This is a genomic window from Corynebacterium glutamicum ATCC 13032 (genome assembly GCF_000011325.1).
Taxonomy (GTDB): Bacteria; Actinomycetota; Actinomycetes; order Mycobacteriales; family Mycobacteriaceae; genus Corynebacterium; species Corynebacterium glutamicum.
In genome coordinates this window covers 278,753-293,996 of the sequence record NC_003450.3, presented here as the reverse complement: position 1 = coordinate 293,996, position 15,244 = coordinate 278,753, and the positions used below count along the sequence as shown (strand labels likewise).

16 protein-coding genes and 1 tRNA gene are annotated in these 15,244 nt (G+C 53.9%); 12 read left to right on the top strand and 5 right to left on the bottom strand.

Annotated features, from left to right (window positions below):
- Positions 1-2 precede the first annotated feature (2 nt).
- Positions 3-458, bottom strand: coding sequence for a GatB/YqeY domain-containing protein (locus CGL_RS01460; RefSeq protein WP_003863321.1), 456 nt, complete (start codon positions 456-458; stop codon positions 3-5).
- 36 nt (positions 459-494) lie between these two features.
- Here CGL_RS01460 and CGL_RS01455 point away from each other — a divergent pair, with 36 nt between their 5' ends.
- Together CGL_RS01455 and CGL_RS01450 are read left to right on the top strand one after the other, a co-directional pair.
- Positions 495-1,403, top strand: a complete 909-nt coding sequence (locus CGL_RS01455; RefSeq protein WP_011013528.1) for a metallophosphoesterase — start codon at positions 495-497, stop codon at positions 1,401-1,403.
- 51 nt (positions 1,404-1,454) lie between these two features.
- Positions 1,455-1,528, top strand: a tRNA-Pro gene (locus tag CGL_RS01450).
- Between the two features lie 48 nt (positions 1,529-1,576).
- Here the strand turns inward: CGL_RS01450 and CGL_RS01445 are convergent.
- Positions 1,577-2,197, bottom strand: coding sequence for a DedA family protein (locus tag CGL_RS01445; RefSeq protein WP_011013527.1), 621 nt, complete (start codon positions 2,195-2,197; stop codon positions 1,577-1,579).
- 182 nt (positions 2,198-2,379) lie between these two features.
- Between CGL_RS01445 and CGL_RS01440 the strand changes: the two genes are divergently transcribed.
- The 4 genes from CGL_RS01440 (at position 2,380) to CGL_RS01425 (ending at position 6,034) form a co-directional block, all read left to right on the top strand.
- Positions 2,380-2,727 carry a hypothetical protein gene (locus CGL_RS01440; protein WP_011265513.1) on the top strand — a complete coding sequence of 116 codons (348 nt, stop codon included), beginning with the start codon at positions 2,380-2,382 and terminating at the stop codon, positions 2,725-2,727.
- Positions 2,728-2,753: 26 nt separating this feature from the next.
- Complete coding sequence (locus CGL_RS01435) at positions 2,754-4,223, top strand: sensor histidine kinase (protein ID WP_011013525.1); 1,470 nt, start codon at positions 2,754-2,756, stop codon at positions 4,221-4,223.
- Entirely contained in the window at positions 4,201-4,869 is a 669-nt protein-coding gene (locus tag CGL_RS01430) for a response regulator transcription factor (RefSeq protein WP_011013524.1), read from the top strand. The genes CGL_RS01435 and CGL_RS01430 overlap by 23 nt, the downstream gene beginning before the upstream one ends.
- A gap of 298 nt (positions 4,870-5,167) precedes the next feature.
- Positions 5,168-6,034, top strand: coding sequence for an endonuclease domain-containing protein (locus CGL_RS01425; protein ID WP_011013523.1), 867 nt, complete (start codon positions 5,168-5,170; stop codon positions 6,032-6,034).
- A 102-nt stretch (positions 6,035-6,136) separates the two neighbouring features.
- On the opposite strand, the gene CGL_RS01420 is transcribed toward CGL_RS01425, so the two are convergent.
- Positions 6,137-7,615 carry a YhgE/Pip domain-containing protein gene (locus CGL_RS01420; RefSeq protein ID WP_011013522.1) on the bottom strand — a complete coding sequence of 493 codons (1,479 nt, stop codon included), beginning with the start codon at positions 7,613-7,615 and terminating at the stop codon, positions 6,137-6,139.
- Positions 7,616-7,788: 173 nt separating this feature from the next.
- On the opposite strand from CGL_RS01420, the gene CGL_RS01415 reads away from it, so the two are divergent.
- From CGL_RS01415 to CGL_RS01395, 6 genes are read left to right on the top strand one after another with little or no spacing between them, the layout of a single operon-like run.
- Positions 7,789-10,683, top strand: coding sequence for a DUF4040 family protein (locus CGL_RS01415; protein WP_011013521.1), 2,895 nt, complete (start codon positions 7,789-7,791; stop codon positions 10,681-10,683).
- Positions 10,680-11,063, top strand: coding sequence for a cation:proton antiporter subunit C (locus CGL_RS01410; RefSeq protein ID WP_011013520.1), 384 nt, complete (start codon positions 10,680-10,682; stop codon positions 11,061-11,063). Before CGL_RS01415 ends, CGL_RS01410 begins: the two co-directional genes overlap by 4 nt.
- Before the next feature lie 6 nt (positions 11,064-11,069).
- Positions 11,070-12,596, top strand: coding sequence for a monovalent cation/H+ antiporter subunit D family protein (locus CGL_RS01405; protein ID WP_172820762.1), 1,527 nt, complete (start codon positions 11,070-11,072; stop codon positions 12,594-12,596).
- Positions 12,596-13,051 (top strand): monovalent cation/H+ antiporter subunit E, encoded by a 456-nt coding sequence (locus CGL_RS15515; protein WP_011013518.1) that lies wholly within the window; start codon positions 12,596-12,598, stop codon positions 13,049-13,051. The genes CGL_RS01405 and CGL_RS15515 overlap by 1 nt, the downstream gene beginning before the upstream one ends.
- Before the next feature lie 6 nt (positions 13,052-13,057).
- On the top strand, positions 13,058-13,330 hold the full coding sequence (locus tag CGL_RS15510) for a cation:proton antiporter (RefSeq protein WP_011013517.1): 273 nt from the start codon (positions 13,058-13,060) through the stop codon (positions 13,328-13,330).
- A complete protein-coding gene (locus CGL_RS01395; RefSeq protein ID WP_003863340.1) occupies positions 13,331-13,651 on the top strand; it encodes a Na+/H+ antiporter subunit G in 321 nt (106 codons plus the stop codon).
- Between the two features lie 63 nt (positions 13,652-13,714).
- On the opposite strand, the gene CGL_RS01390 is transcribed toward CGL_RS01395, so the two are convergent.
- Both CGL_RS01390 and arsB read right to left on the bottom strand, forming a co-directional pair.
- Positions 13,715-14,104 (bottom strand): low molecular weight phosphatase family protein, encoded by a 390-nt coding sequence (locus CGL_RS01390; RefSeq protein ID WP_003863342.1) that lies wholly within the window; start codon positions 14,102-14,104, stop codon positions 13,715-13,717.
- Positions 14,101-15,138 carry an ACR3 family arsenite efflux transporter gene (arsB, locus tag CGL_RS01385; RefSeq protein ID WP_011013516.1) on the bottom strand — a complete coding sequence of 346 codons (1,038 nt, stop codon included), beginning with the start codon at positions 15,136-15,138 and terminating at the stop codon, positions 14,101-14,103. The genes CGL_RS01390 and arsB overlap by 4 nt, the downstream gene beginning before the upstream one ends.
- Between the last annotated feature and the right edge of the window lie 106 nt (positions 15,139-15,244).

The following is a 15,244-nucleotide window of genomic DNA, read 5'->3' as shown; positions in this document are numbered from 1 at the left end:
ACCTAGTTGCTCAAACGGCTCTTCACTGCGGTGGAGAGTCGTTTTCCATCTGCACGGCCAGCAGCCTTAGCGGTAGCAGCCTTCATGATCTGGCCCATCTTCTTCATATCGGCCTCGCCGCCGACTTCAGCGATAGCCTCATCGATCAGCGCGTTCAGCTGATCATCATCAAGCTGCTCAGGCTGGTAGCCCTCCAAAATGGCAGCCTCTTTAAGCTCAACGTCAGCCAATTCCTGACGACCATTTTCGGTGTACACCTCAGCGGACTCGCGACGCTTCTTAATCTCACGAGCAATCACCTTCAACACTTCTTCATCATTGAGTTCGTGCTTGGTTCCCGATGTTTCTTCCTGGGTCAATGCGGAAAGCAGCATGCGCAAGGTACCAGTGGTGTCCTTGTCGCGGGCCTTCATAGCGGTGGTCAGATCTGCGCGGATTTTGTCTTTTAGTTCACTCATGTTTGCCCAGAGTACTCCCCAGGTAGGGTGAATAAGGTGTCAACTATCGCTAAAACACTCACTTTTTCAAGTGCAGCCCTACTCGGAGCTGGTATCGCCACCGCTGCATGGGGATACTCAGAGCTCAAAAAATTCGAGCTCAAAACAGTAGAACTGCCAATTTTGAAGCCTGGAACGCTCCGTGGAAAGAAGGAATTCCGCCTTCTCCACATCTCTGATCTCCACATGATCCCAGGCCAAGAAACCAAAAAAGCATGGGTCTCCGCACTCGATTCACTAAGCCCCGATTTGGTGATCAACACCGGTGACAACCTTAGCGATGAAAAAGCAGTCCCCGACGTCCTCCGCGCACTCGGCCCACTGATGAACCGCCCCGGCGCGTTCGTCTTCGGAACCAACGATTACTGGGCACCCCGCCCCGTCAATCCTTTCGGCTACCTCTTCGGTAAAAAACGCGAAGTGAGCCACATCGACCTCCCCTGGCGAGCCATGCGAGCTGCTTTCATCGAACACGGATGGCAAGACGCCAACCAAAAGCGACTCGAATTCCAAGTAGGTTCCGTCCGCCTCGCCATCTCAGGTGTTGATGACCCCCACCATGACCTCGACGACTACACAGAGATCGCAGGGGCACCAAACGTGGACGCTGATCTGTCCATAGCGTTGCTTCACGCACCAGAACCTCGAGTCCTCGCTCAGTTCGAAGCCGACGGCTACCAGCTTTCCCTCTCCGGCCACACCCACGGCGGTCAGCTTTGTCTTCCGGGCAGCAAGCCAATTGTCACCAACTGTGGAATCGACCGCAAACGCGCCACCGGCCTCAACAAATTTGGCGACATGTGGATGCACGTTTCCAACGGCCTCGGCACCTCAAAATTCGTCCCATTCCGCATCTTCTGCCGACCCAGCGCCACCCTAATAAAGATCACTGAACAGGCACTTTGACCTGAAAAACCCACAGGACTACAGTGATTTCCTGTACTGATTCCAGTAACTCGGGATATGGCGCAGCTTGGTAGCGCGTGCCGTTCGGGACGGTAAGGTCGCAGGTTCGAATCCTGTTATCCCGACAACTTAAAACCCAGGTCAGATAGTGTTCCCACTGTCTGGCCTGATTTTCATTCTGCAGCCACTTTCGCCAGACGACGCCTCTCCCACATTTTGTTGAGCCACTGCAAAAAGAACCCGAAGAAGATTCCCAAAGCTGCGCCTGCAACCAGGCCGATCAACGGTTGTTCTTGGAAAAGCCATCCGCCCACATAACCCAACAAAGTTGCCTGGGTTGCCCAAATTAGCGCTCCAATGGAATCCCACACGATAAACCTCGACCAGGAATATCCCACAGATCCCAAAATGATGGTGACAAACCACCTAGCCCACGGAATAAAGCGGGCGATAATGATTGTCGAAACATCCCGTTCATTAAGGTTCTTCCGCGCCCACTCCAGCGCTTTTCCGCGCCTCGATTCTCCCGGAATCCTGTTCACCATATTGATCAACCGCGTGCCAAAGAAATAACACAGGTTGTCACCAATGATCGCGGCCAACGTTGCTACTGAAATAACCAACCACAAGTTTGGAGTTCCCCGAGCTCCTGACCACGCCCCTGCCAAAGCAAGAACAGTCTCACTGGGGATAAGCGGCAAAATGCAGTCGATGAGCACCACAACTGACAGCACCGGATAAAACACCGATGCTGTCATGAGTGTTTCCACCCAACTCACCAACTGATCATTCAATGGGAATCCCTCTCATTAAAAAGAGCCTTAATGAGCCGATATTAATGATCAATCCTGGCAATTTCTTGATGATTCCGCCCCAAACCGCAACCTCGCGCACTTGGAGTGAAAATTCTCATCTTCATTTCATCTTGGTGCCTAACAATGGAATACAGATTGAGTTGATCAAAGGAGAACCCCCAATGAAATCACTCCCCCGTTTCGCCCCACTGATTACGATTCTGGCTCTGCTCGTACTCGTTGCCATCGGAGGATCTGCACTGGCAAATAATCGTGCTACCCCTAATGTGGAAAGTGAACCCGCCACGGTCAACCAGCGTTCCACTCCCACAACTTCCGCGTATGAGCCCCCTGCTACAGAATCTCCGGAAGAACCAACCACACAAATTCAAGAATCCCCAGTACAACCCCCAGTTCCTGCCCCCGCTCAAATTCCTCAAGCCCCACAAGTTCCACTCAATTATCAGTACTATGACGATGACTGGGACGACGACGATGATGACTTCGACGACGACTGGGACGACGACTAACTAACCCCTGAGGCACTTTCTATTTCATGGCTAAATCAACTCCTTTGATTGCATCGCTACGCTGGCGAATTGTCCTGTGGATGACAGCGGTTGTTTTCTTGACCCTAGCCAGCGTTGTGATCATTACCCGTTCGGTGCTGCTTTCAGAGGTAACCAACACCGCGAACTCGGCAGTTGAGCAGGAAATTGAGGAGTTTCGTCGCTTTGCAGCCGAAGGAATTGATCCAACAACTGCGCAGCCTTTTGAGTCAGGTCATCGCCTGATGGAGGTTTACCTGTCGAGGCAGATTCCGGATGAAAATGAAGCCATTGTCGGCATTTTCCCCGGAGAGCTCATTCAGGTTGATTACTCCCAGCTCAGTGGCGCCCATCCGCTTCCTTTGGAACACTCCGATCCGTTGATTTCGGAAATCCGACAGACCACGCTGAATTCTGGAGTTTTCAGCGATCTTGAACGCGGAACCACTCACTGGGGAAAGGTGAATTTCCAAACTGCTTCCGGTGAGGCCGATGGTGAGTTCGTTGTCGCATTCTTCGCTGATAATCTTAAAGACCAGGTCAACGGCCAGATCCAGATTCTTATTTTGATCGGCACAGGGGGTTTGATTGCCTCAATTCTGATTGCTTGGTTGATTGCGGGCCAGATCATTGCCCCGATCCGCAAATTGAGTTCCGTGTCCGCAAAGATCAGTAATTCGGATCTCACCTGGCGCGTCCCTGTGGAGGGTCGTGATGAGATTGCGCAGCTGGCCAGGACTTTTAATGCCATGTTGGATCGCATCGAAATCGCGTATAACGATCAGCGCCAGTTCGTTGATGATGCCGGCCACGAGCTGCGCACCCCGATCACAGTGGTGCGTGGCCAGTTAGAGCTTCTCGCCACCACCCCGCCGGAGGAACAAGCGCGGTCGATTGAGCTGGCCACCACTGAGTTGGATCGAATGTCGCGAATGGTCAATGATCTGCTCACCCTCGCAGTCGCCGATTCTGGCACCTTCATCCACGCCCACCCCACGGATGTCACGGATTTAACAATCGATATCGAAGACAAAGCCCGCACCATCAGCGACCGAATTTTGCTTGTCGACGCCGCCGAGGGCCTCGTCAGCCTCGACGAGCAGCGGGTCACCGAGGCAGTGCTGGAGTTGTTCGGCAATGCGTTGCGCTACAGCGATGATGTGGTGGAGTTGGGTTCAGATTTCAGGGGGTCTGGCCCCGACCGCATTTTTCGCATTTGGGTTCGTGACAAAGGAAACGGTGTTGATATGGATGAACAAGAAGCCCTGTTCGATCGCTTCTCCAGAGGCTCCCAAAAAAATTCACGGCGTCCCGGTGGCGCTGGCCTGGGATTATCCATTGTCAAGGCGATCGGCGAAGCCCACGGCGGCCGAGCTTTCGTCAATTCCACACCAGGTCTAGGATCCATTTTCGGCCTGGAAATCCCCGCACCAGAACAATCAAAGGAATACACCCATGAGCAAGATCCTGCTCGCTGAAGATGACGCCGGCATCGCAGATTTCATCGTTCGTGGCCTCATCCGCGAAGGCTTCGAATGCGAGGTCACCGAATCCGGCGCCGAAGCTTTCGCCCGCGCACATTCCGGCGATTTCGATCTCATGGTTTTAGACCTCGGCCTCCCCCACATGGACGGCACGGATGTCCTAGAGCAATTAAGAAATCTGCAGGTCACGCTACCTATCATTGTGCTCACGGCACGCACCAACATCGAGGACCGCCTCCGCACCCTCGAGGGCGGCGCCGACGATTACATGCCCAAACCATTCCAATTCGCAGAATTACTGGCCCGCATCAAACTCCGCCTCGCCAAACACACTCCTCAGGAAACGCCGACCGATGCGCGCGTGCTACGAAACGGCGATTTGGAGCTCGATCTTCGTACCCAGCGTGTGCTCATCGACGGCTCCTGGCACGACCTTTCCCGCCGCGAAGTCGATCTGCTCGAAACCCTCATGCGACACCCAGGGCAAATCCTCTCCCGAGTCCAACTCCTCCGACTGGTGTGGGACATGGATTGGGACCCCGGCTCAAACGTGGTGGACGTATATATCCGCGCGTTGAGGAAGAAAATCGGTGCCCATCGGGTCGAAACCATCCGAGGATCTGGCTACCGGCTGCGCTAACTGCAGAACGAGACCAAAAACCTAAAACCTACGCTGTCTTTTGGTTCAGATTTCACATTTCTAGCCCTCCAAAGTGTCGTATTGAACCAAAGAGTACAAAGGCGCAAGGGCTTTTGGCCTAATACCGCAATCTGACCAAAAAGCCAGCTCGGAACCCAAAAATCCCAACTCGCTGTGTGGCCGTTAGAAGCACGAACACAAGCACTCCCAGGGGAACGTTCATTCGAAAAACTCGACGCCTTATACGAGCTTCTAGAGCCTCGGAACCAATTGCTCGAGATCGCAGTCTAACTAGAGTATGGAACCGAAAAAACCTGTCACATATAAAGAACTTGCCCACGAATATTCAAGAAGAACGTTTAACAAACTCTTCACCAAAATTACTGGCTTCGTCTATCTAAAAAACGATCTAATCAACGATCCCAACTTAGTGACCCAAGCACTGCTCAAAAGATGCCCAGAAGGAGTACTTCGCGGATATGCAGCATTAAAGCAACGTGGCTATCAGCTTTTAGACGATCAGTGGATGCCAATCATCAGTGTTTCCGGAGATCTAAACAGGAGGGACTGCTCACGAGGTGAAATTCTCAGGCGGATTGAACCAGAAAACACCCTGCTCAGTGGCAACATTAGGTTCGTTAATGATGTTCAAGCGATCCAAGACGTCTTCGACCTGCATTCTCTCAACGACTTTGAAGACCAAGTAGCTCTCATCGATCATCTCATCAGGCAGCGCCCCGAATTATTCCAAGAACTCATACAAGAGCCAAAACTTAAGAAACACACTCAATACGCCAATCCTTTTGCTGAATCTCCGCAAGAATCACGACTTCGGGTCAGACTTCATTCACTGGGTTACCACGGCTTCATCCCACAGATTCATGTTGAATACGACGGTCAATCCTATTTTCTAGATCTCGCAGATCCGCTGTGGCAGGTTGCCCTCGAATACAACGGCGGATGGCACTACACCTCTGAGCAGCGAGAGAAAGATTCTCATCGGAAGAATGCTCTGAAAAGTGCGGGATGGGATGTCCTAGAAGTGACATCAAAAACTCTGCAGAATCCGAATTCCTGGAACAACCTGATACAACAGATCAATAGCTCTCTCCGCCGAAAGCAGGCTCAGCGACGCCGAAGGTTACCCATGCAAACGGTGGGCTAACGGCATCACTGAAAAAGACCAAGAGCACCATAAAAACATAGGGCTCTTGGTCTTTTTCTTTAACTTTTTAGGCCTAGAACAGGTCGAATCAGACCAAAACCATCAGGATTCCGAGGCTGCTTGGTCTGCATCAGCATCAACAGCTTCTTCAACCTCAACCGCAACCGCCTTTGGCTTCCGAAGCGCAACAGCTCCGATCGCTCCCATTGCCAACAAGACAGCAACAGACATCCAGATAGCTGCAGCTGATCCGCCATTACCAATGGAGGTCACTGCAAAGGTTGGATAATGCAGTGGCATCATGCCTGCGACGACTCGCCAAACAAGTGCGATATCGGATACAGCGGTAACACTCCATACATGGCCAATTACTGCAGCTTGGGCTACCCATCCCAGAACAGAAACCACAATAGCCCCGGTAGTTCCCAACACGTCAAGCAAAATCCGGGAGAGAATACCGGCAACAACAGTGGCAAGAAGCAAAATTCCTAAGGCTCCAAACAAAGCTCCAATGGATATGCCCAAAGCTACGGTGAACAAGATAATGCCACCGATTGCAGTGACACCAATGACAGCAAAGGCCATCAGCCACTTGTTTTTTAGTGTTGCCCATCCAAGTGCTGCACCGGCCAGCATGACCAATGCTGAAATTAAGAAGGCGTACATGGGCGCTAGTGCGCTGGTGCGTTCTTCGTCTGCGGTGCCTTCGATTGTGCCGGCGGGTACTTGGGGTACCGGGAGGGCTCGTTGGACTGCGGAGGTTTTTTCTTCGTTGAGGGTGGCCATGGAGTCTAATCGGTTTGCACCTTCATCGAGTGCGGTGAAGCCTTCGACGGCAGTCCCAACGCCTGCTTCTAGCTCTTGCAAACCTGCAGATAATTCGGCTGCTCCATTGGTGGCGCTGTAAATACCATCGTGGAATCCGTAGCCGGGGACTGCGAGTTGGTTAGCCAGGTCGCGGGTGCCGGAACGTAGTTGATCGAGTTGGTCGGTCATTTCTACGGAGATGCCGAAGTTTTCGAGGTGTCCTCGGACTTCGGTGATTTGTTTGCGCAGGTCTTCGGCTTCGGGGATTTTGCTCGAGGCGAGTTGTTTGTCTGCTTCGTTGAGGGCGCCTAAGAGTTGCTGCTGTACAACGACAAGACCGCCAAGTTGTTCGACTGCGTTTTGGACGCCGTCGGCAATTTCGGTGGCGCCGGTTCCCATTTGTCCAGTGCCGGCCTGGAGTTGGATGAGGCCATCGTGGAGTTGCGCTGCACCGTCAGCCGCGGCTGAGACGCCTTCTTCGAGTGGGGCTGCGCCGTCGATAAGCTCTTGTGTTCCGCTGGTTAGCTCTTCAGTTCCTGAGGTGAGGAACCCCGCTTGGGCGCCGGCTTCTCCGGCGGCGCGACGGGCTTCGATAAGCTCCTGGTTGTTGGTGGCTACGGAGGCTGCAGGTGCCCCCGTTACTTCATCTGCTGAGGACCATGCGCGGGAGACGTCCAAGCCCATGGCGGAGGCGTAGATGGTACCTGCGATGAGCGGGACCAATAGCAGGAGGGCAGTCAAGATGTTTCTTGATCGAGAAGCAGCGGCAGACATAGTGTGCAATCTAGTTATTGTTTCGAGGTTTAGCAGGGAGGCGCACCGAAATGTGCTCTTGCTAACTCATCAAGTAGTTTTGTAAATAGTCAATTTAAAGGGTAAATGCCCTCCCGTGTCACTGAAATCGTTTTGGCGGTGGCGAGGGTTCTATGGGCGATTAGGGATAATGCATGAGTTTGCTATTTGTTGTGGCGCTTGCTGTGATCTCAGTATTTTTGGCGCCAATTTCGGTCAAGGTGATTGATCGAAAAGCTGGATGGCCTTTGGCTGTAATCTTTGCAGTCGCCGCATATTTTTTGGTGCGTGAGGCTGGTCCAATTTTGGATGGTCAGGCGCTGACCTGGGATATCACGTGGGTGAGGGATATTCTCGGCTCGGGTGTCGACGTCAAGTTTGCCTTGCGCGCTGATGCGTTGAGTTTGTTCTTTGCACTGTTGGCGCTGGTTATCGGCGCTGTGGTGTTTGTGTATTCGGCGGAATATTTGCCGCGGAAGAAGGGCAACACGAGTTTTTACACCATCATGACGGCGTTTACCGCTGCCATTTTGCTGCTCGTGCTTGCCGATGATGTCTTTGTGTTGTTCGTCGGCTGGGAACTGGTCTCGCTTGCGTCATTCATGTTGATTGCGCGTTCGGGTTCTTCTGGTGAATCTGGTTCGATCCGCACGTTGATTTTGACGTTTTTCGGCGGCCTCACGCTGCTTACTGCGGTGGCGATTGCTGCGACCCAAGCTGGCACCACCAGCCTCGATGGTATTTTGCACTCTGATTTCTGGGCGGAGAAGCCAGTGCTCACGGGTGTTATTGCGGTGCTGATTGCAATGTCCGCGTTCACTAAGTCCGCACAGTTCCCGTTCCACTTCTGGCTGCCTGAGGCGATGGCTGCGGCCACCCCAGTGTCGGCGTTCCTGCACGCTGCGGCCGTGGTCAAGGCGGGTATTTACCTGTTGCTGCGCTTTAGCATTGTGTTCCATGATGTTGCGGTCTGGAATTGGTTGCTGATTATCGTCGGCATGGGTACGGCCATCATGTCGGCGTATTTCGCGGTGCAGAAGACCGATCTGAAGAAGCTCACGGCATATTCCACGGTGTCGCATTTGGGTTGGATCGTAGCGACCATCGGCGTGGGCACTCCTTTCGCGCTCGGCGCTGCCATTGTGCACACGCTCAGCCACGCGCTGTTTAAGTCCTCGTTGTTCATGCTCATTGGCGTGATTGATCACCAGACTGGCACGCGCGATATTCGTCGCCTCGGTTTCCTGGTCAAGAAGATGCCGTTCACGTTTGTGTCTGTATTAATAGGTGCGTTGTCGATGGCATCGGTTCCGCCGTTGCTCGGCTTCGTGTCCAAAGAAGGCATGATCACAGCGTTCATGGACGCCCCCATCGGCAACTCCTATGTTGTATTACTGCTGGTCGGCGCAGCAATCGGCGCGGTCCTAACCTTCACATACTCCGCGAAACTCGTGCTCGGCGCATTCGTCGACGGCCCACGCGACATGTCACACGTCAAGGAAGCCCCCGTCTCCCTCTGGCTTCCGGCCGCCCTGCCTGGACTTATGTCTCTGCCACTAGTCCTAGTACTTTCGCTTTTCGACGCCCCCGTCTCCGCCGCAGCCACCTCCGCCGCGGGGGAAGCGGCGCACATGCACCTGGCATTGTGGCACGGCATCAACACCCCACTGTTGATTTCCTTGGGTGTGCTGGTGGCCGGAATCCTTGGTGTGCTGTTCCGCAAAGAGCTGTGGAAAATCGCCGAGACCAGCCCTTTCCCCATCGCCACAGGCAACGACATCCTATCGATGCTGGTTTACCGAGCCAACTTGCTGGGTAAATTCTTCGGTCGCATGGCTGATTCGATGAGCCCACGCAGGCACTTGGTCAGCCTCATCGTGCTGCTCTGGGCGCTGGCTGCTTTTGCCACCATTCACCCCTCGGTTCAGCTTGCACCAAAGCAACCGGGAATTGATCGTTGGATCGACCTCATTCCGCTTGCCATCATCGCGCTATCTGTCTTCGGCCTGCTCACCACCCGAAACCGCCTCAGCGCAGCCGTGCTTGTGGGTACCGTTGGTGTGGGTGTTTCCTTCCAGATGCTACTTCTGGGCGCTCCCGATGTTGCACTTACCCAGTTCCTGGTAGAAGGCCTCGTCGTGGTAATCATCATGATGGTTGTCCGGCACCAGCCTGCCAACTTCAAGCGCATCAAGCCCAGCAGAAGGCGCAGCACCGTTCTTGTCGCCGTCCTTGCTGCCTTCGCCGCATTCATGGCGGTGTGGGGATTGCTTGGCCGTCACGAACGTTCTGAGCTGGCCATGTGGTACCTCAACCAAGGTCCAGAGATCACCTCTGGCGCCAACGTGGTGAACACCATCCTCGTGGAATTCCGTGCACTGGATACGTTGGGCGAGCTCTCCGTGCTTGGCATGGCAGCTGTCGTCATCGGTGCGATGGTGGCTTCCATGCCTCGTCATCCGTTTGCCAAGGGCACCCACCCTCGCCCCTTTGGCCAATCACAGTTGAACTCCATTCCGCTGCGCATGCTGCTTAAGGTGCTGGTTCCAGCGCTATGCTTCTTGAGCTTCATGGTGTTCATGCGTGGACACAATGATCCGGGAGGCGGTTTCATCGCAGCCCTAATTGCCGGTGGCGCGCTGATGCTCCTGTACCTGTCCAAGGCCAAAGATGGCCGCATTTTCCGCCCGAATGTTCCTTTCATTCTCACTGGTGCGGGCATCTTGATGGCAGTGTTCTCGGGCGTACTGGGACTCACCCACGGTTCTTTCCTGTACGCCATCCACTTCAACTTCGTAGGCCAGCACTGGACCACCTCGATGATCTTCGACCTCGGCGTGTACCTGGCCGTGTTGGGCATGGTGTCCATGGCAATCAACGGCCTGGGCGGATACCTGCGCCCAGGTACCGACATTGCAGATCTGGACTACGCCCGCCGAAGTGGCCCACTGCCAGCAACGCCAACGGTTGAACCCGAACCAGAAGGCGATGAAGACTGGCCCGAACCCATCAACCCCGCAGGCGATAACAAAGAGGAGGCAAACCGATGATTCTCGCACTGACAGTCGCGATACTTTTCGGTGGAGGTGTCTACCTCATTCAGCAACGCGGAATGGTGCGCATCGTCTTCGGCATGTCACTGATCGGCCACGCAGCGAACCTGACCATCCTGTACGCCGGTGTGCCCACGTGGCGCGGCGAAGCCTTCCCCGACAGGACCCCGCTTACCGACGCCGCCGATCCACTCCCCCAGGCCTTCGTCCTCACCGCCATCGTCATCGCGATGGCCACCACAACCATCATGTTGGCCTTGGCAGCACTGGGACGCAGCGACGACACCCGGTCCATCGAACCAGATGACGATCAATCGCCTTTGACTACTAGCGCTCGTTCAGTCACCAACCCAACAGATCAGGAGGATAAAGCTTAAATGGCCATGGATGTTCTCCTTCCTATTTTCGTTGCAGTTCCCCTTGCTGCCTCTGCCATTGCGGTGCTTCTGCCGTGGCGTCTCATCCGCGATATTTTGCACATCATCGTGCCTTTCGCGGGTATTTTTGCTGGCATCTGGTTGTTTGCACACACCGCTGAACACGGCCCGATTGCTCACAACGTGGGCCTTTATGTCGGTGGCGTGGCAATCCCCTTTGCTGCCGATACGTTCAGCGCCATCATGTTGATCACCACCTCGATCGTTGCGGTGGCTGCCAACTGGTTTGCCACCATCGTCGGTGAAACCCGCGCGCGTTTCTATCCAGCGCTCACATTGATGCTGATCACGGGCGTCAACGGTGCTCTGCTGACTGCCGATCTGTTCAACTTCTTTGTGTTCATCGAAGTGATGCTGCTGCCTTCCTATGGTTTGATCGCCATGACCGGAACGTGGGCGCGCCTAGCCTCTGGACGAATCTTCGTACTAGTCAATCTCTCTGCCTCCACATTGCTGGTTGCAGGTGTGGGAATCGTCTACGGTGTCATAGGCTCAGTCAACATCGCAGCTCTGCAAGATGTCGTAGAGGGCAACCCCCTGGTTGCCAGCGCAATGGGCATCGTGGTTATTGCCATCGCGGTTAAAGCCGGTGTATTCCCAGTGCACACATGGCTGCCACGCACCTATCCTGGTACATCAGCAGCTGTGATGGGGTTGTTCTCCGGTTTGCACACCAAAGTCGCGGTATACATGCTCTATCGCATTTGGGTCCACATTTTTGACATGGATCCCACGTGGAATTGGCTGATTGTCGCATTCATGGTGATATCCATGCTGGTCGGTGGCTTCGCTGGACTTGCTGAAAACTCCATCCGTCGCGTCCTTGCCTACCAAATGGTCAACGGCATGCCATTTATTCTCATCATGATGGCGTTTACCTCTGACGATCCACAGCGCGCACTTGCCGCTGGTCTGTTGTACACCCTGCACCACATGATCACCATCGCCGCATTGGTGCTCACTTCCGGCGCAATCGAAGAAACCTACGGCACCGGTATGTTGTCCAAGCTGTCTGGCCTTGCACGCCGCGAACCCGTCGTCGCAGCAGTGTTCGCTGCAGGTGCCTTCTCTGTTGTCGGTTTCCCACCGTTTTCCGGTATGTGGGGCAAAGCGCTCATCCTGCTCGAGATCGCCCGCGTCGGCAATATTGCAGCATGGATCGCAATCGCCGCCATCATCATCGCCAGCCTCGGCGCACTGCTCTCGATGATCCGCGTGTGGCGTGAAGTCTTCTGGGGTGGCGCAATGCACCAGCGCGGCGTCTCGCCGCAGCTGCGCATCAGCCCAGCAAAAATCGCCCCAGCGCTCAGCCTGATCATTTTATCGGTAGGCATGTTCATCTTCGCGGGCCCGCTTATCGACGCGACCCTCACCGCCACCGACGGCCTCTTGAACACCGATGCATACCAACAGGCTGTGCTCGGTGAAAATGCCATCGGAGTGCCAAGCCCTAGCTACCAGGGAGGAAACTAATGCTTAACGCCCTGAAATTCATCCCATGGCTGATCGGCCAGATTTTCCTCTCTGGCTTCAGCGTGATCACCGCTGCGGTAAAAAAGGACACCGGCTTCAACCCCGTTGTTATCCGCTACCCACTTCGAGTGACCACGGACTTCCAGATCGCAGCCCTGTCAACGTGCATCACCGCGACTCCTTCCACCCTGTCCCTTGGCCTACGCGAACCCCGCAAGCCCGGCGACCCCACCATTTTGCTGATCCAAGCAGTGTTTGGTTCCGATCCAGTAGAAGTTTTTGAATCCATCGCCGATATGGAACAACGCCTCGTCCCTTCGGTCGCTTCAATTGACCACGGCGTCCCAGGCCAAGGCCCTTACAAGGAGATCCGCCCCAGCGATGCTGAGTGGCCAAGTCGCGAGATCGCTGACACCGCCCAAAACACCGTCAGCCAAGACAAGAGGGAGTTTTAAAACAACATGACTGCTTTTGGAATTGTCACCACAGTTGGCATCTGCATGTTTGCGTTCTCCCTCTTATCTGCCCTGGTCCTTATTCTGCGCACCAAAGATTTCCTCACCCGCGTGGTGCTTTCCGACATGGTTTTCTACTCTATGATCGCGATCTACCTCATCTGGGTGCTCAACAACCCAACCTCAATCGCCTTTGAGATTGCTCTTCTCGCAGCAGTCCTCGGCGGCGTACTTCCAACCCTGTCCATGGCTCGCATCATTTCGAAGGGACGCAGGTAAATGACCATTCCAGAGATCATCGTCTCCATCCTCGTGATCCTCGCAGGCCTGTTTTCTCTAGGTACTGCAATCGCTTTGTGGCGCGCACCGGATCCGCTCACCCGAGCCAACCTGCTTGGCACCACCGTGGGTGTCTCCATACCGCTGCTCATCATTGCGCTGCTGATTCACACCTGGTCCGTCGACGGATTTAACCCCAACAATTTCATCCGAGCGATCATCGCCATCATCGGCGTCTGGGTCATCGGTTCCGTTGGTTCCTACTACATGGGACGCGCCATCTATGGTGTGACCGTAGTGGATAACAGACGATCCAAATAAACTGCTTTTAGAAAAAAAGGGGCGTGCCAACAAGTTATTGCTGACATGCCCCTTTTTCGGTAATTATCCCGCTAGCAAAGCTTGGACTCGGTTATCGATCTGATCCCGCACAATACGCATACGTTCCATACCTTGAGCATCCGGTTCCTCAATTGACCAACGCTCAAGAGCGCCCTGTGCAGATTCAGGCATATCTACCTGTGCGTCATCGCCCAAAATAACCACACGATCGACAGTGCGCAGCAGCTCCGGATCGATCGCTTTGGGAATTCCTTGCGACATATCAGCGCCCACCTCAGCGATGGATTCCACAGACAATTGGTTTAGCCCCTGTGCAGGCTTGGTTCCAGCAGAATGGATCTCTACTGAATCTGATGCATACTTCTGTGCCAGCGCCGCCGCCATCTGTGATTTTCCGCCATTACCGACGCACACAAACAAAACTGATTTCATGATCCTGCATTCTCCTTTTTAAAGATTTTTGGTCCAAGCCACAACATGACATAAACCAATCCGACTAATACTGGGACTTCAATCAAAGGGCCGATCGTTCCAGCTAATGCCTGCGGTGATGTCGCACCAAAGGTTCCGATCGATACCGCAATCGCTAATTCAAAGTTGTTTCCTGCTGCAGTAAAAGACACGGAAGCAGCTCGCTCATAAGTTAACCCGGACAGTTTGGATACCACCAGGGAAATGAAAAACATGCCCACAAAGTACATCAGCAGCGGCAATGCAAGACGAGCTACTGTCCAAGGCTGCGCTGTGATTTCATCCCCCTGCAACGAAAACAGCAGAACAATTGTGTATAGCAAGCCAATCAGCGCCAAGGGTGAAATCTTAGGCAGGAACGTGTCCTCGTACCAGCGCCGTCCCTTTGTTTTTTCACCAATGACGCGAGATAAAACTCCAGCTACAAGTGGTATGCCCAAGAACACGAGAACGGAAGTCACGATTGATACCACAGAGAAAGTCACCGACGTGGTGTCTAATCCCAGCCACGAGGGAAGAATCTGCAGGTAAAACCAACCAAGCACACCGAACATAAGGATCTGGAACACCGAGTTGATTGCAACCAGCACAGCAGTTGCTTCCCGGTCACCACAAGCGAGATCACTCCATACCAAAACCATCGCGATACAGCGCGCAAGGCCCACGATAATTAGCCCAGTGCGAAGCTCTGGTTGATCTGGAAGAAACAGCCACGCCAGGCTAAACATAAGTGCTGGTCCAACGATCCAGTTCAACATAATCGACACCACCATGAGAGCGCGGTCTGTGCTGATTTCTTTAGTTTTGTCGTAGCGCACCTTGGCCAAAGGTGGATACATCATGACGATCAAACCGATAGCAATTGGAATGGAAATTCCACCAATTTCCACCGCGCTCAAAAGCGCCCCAATTCCTGGAAAGACCTTGCCGATTAACAACCCAGCAGCCATAGCCAAGAAAATCCAGGCAGCTAACCAGCGGTCAAGAAACGACATTGAGCCAGCCGCTCGAGGTGTCGAATGCTCTTTAGTAAGGGTCATGAGCCAGCCTTCAATCATATTGATGTTTGCCGATATAAAAATACCTTCAATATCGATGTGC

Excerpts from the sequence above, each read along its gene's own strand:
- CGL_RS01460 (WP_003863321.1), bottom strand. The coding sequence starts at position 458 with ATGAGTGAACTAAAAGACAAAATCCGCGCAGATCTGACCACCGCTATG.
- CGL_RS01440 (WP_011265513.1), top strand. The coding sequence starts at position 2,380 with ATGAAATCACTCCCCCGTTTCGCCCCACTGATTACGATTCTGGCTCTG.
- CGL_RS01435 (WP_011013525.1), top strand. The coding sequence starts at position 2,754 with ATGGCTAAATCAACTCCTTTGATTGCATCGCTACGCTGGCGAATTGTC.
- CGL_RS01430 (WP_011013524.1), top strand. The coding sequence starts at position 4,201 with ATGAGCAAGATCCTGCTCGCTGAAGATGACGCCGGCATCGCAGATTTC.
- CGL_RS01425 (WP_011013523.1), top strand. The coding sequence starts at position 5,168 with ATGGAACCGAAAAAACCTGTCACATATAAAGAACTTGCCCACGAATAT.
- CGL_RS01420 (WP_011013522.1), bottom strand. The coding sequence starts at position 7,615 with ATGTCTGCCGCTGCTTCTCGATCAAGAAACATCTTGACTGCCCTCCTG.
- CGL_RS01415 (WP_011013521.1), top strand. The coding sequence starts at position 7,789 with ATGAGTTTGCTATTTGTTGTGGCGCTTGCTGTGATCTCAGTATTTTTG.
- CGL_RS01410 (WP_011013520.1), top strand. The coding sequence starts at position 10,680 with ATGATTCTCGCACTGACAGTCGCGATACTTTTCGGTGGAGGTGTCTAC.
- CGL_RS01405 (WP_172820762.1), top strand. The coding sequence starts at position 11,070 with ATGGATGTTCTCCTTCCTATTTTCGTTGCAGTTCCCCTTGCTGCCTCT.
- CGL_RS15515 (WP_011013518.1), top strand. The coding sequence starts at position 12,596 with ATGCTTAACGCCCTGAAATTCATCCCATGGCTGATCGGCCAGATTTTC.
- CGL_RS15510 (WP_011013517.1), top strand. The coding sequence starts at position 13,058 with ATGACTGCTTTTGGAATTGTCACCACAGTTGGCATCTGCATGTTTGCG.
- CGL_RS01395 (WP_003863340.1), top strand. The coding sequence starts at position 13,331 with ATGACCATTCCAGAGATCATCGTCTCCATCCTCGTGATCCTCGCAGGC.
- CGL_RS01390 (WP_003863342.1), bottom strand. The coding sequence starts at position 14,104 with ATGAAATCAGTTTTGTTTGTGTGCGTCGGTAATGGCGGAAAATCACAG.
- arsB (WP_011013516.1), bottom strand. The coding sequence starts at position 15,138 with ATGTCGTTTCTTGACCGCTGGTTAGCTGCCTGGATTTTCTTGGCTATG.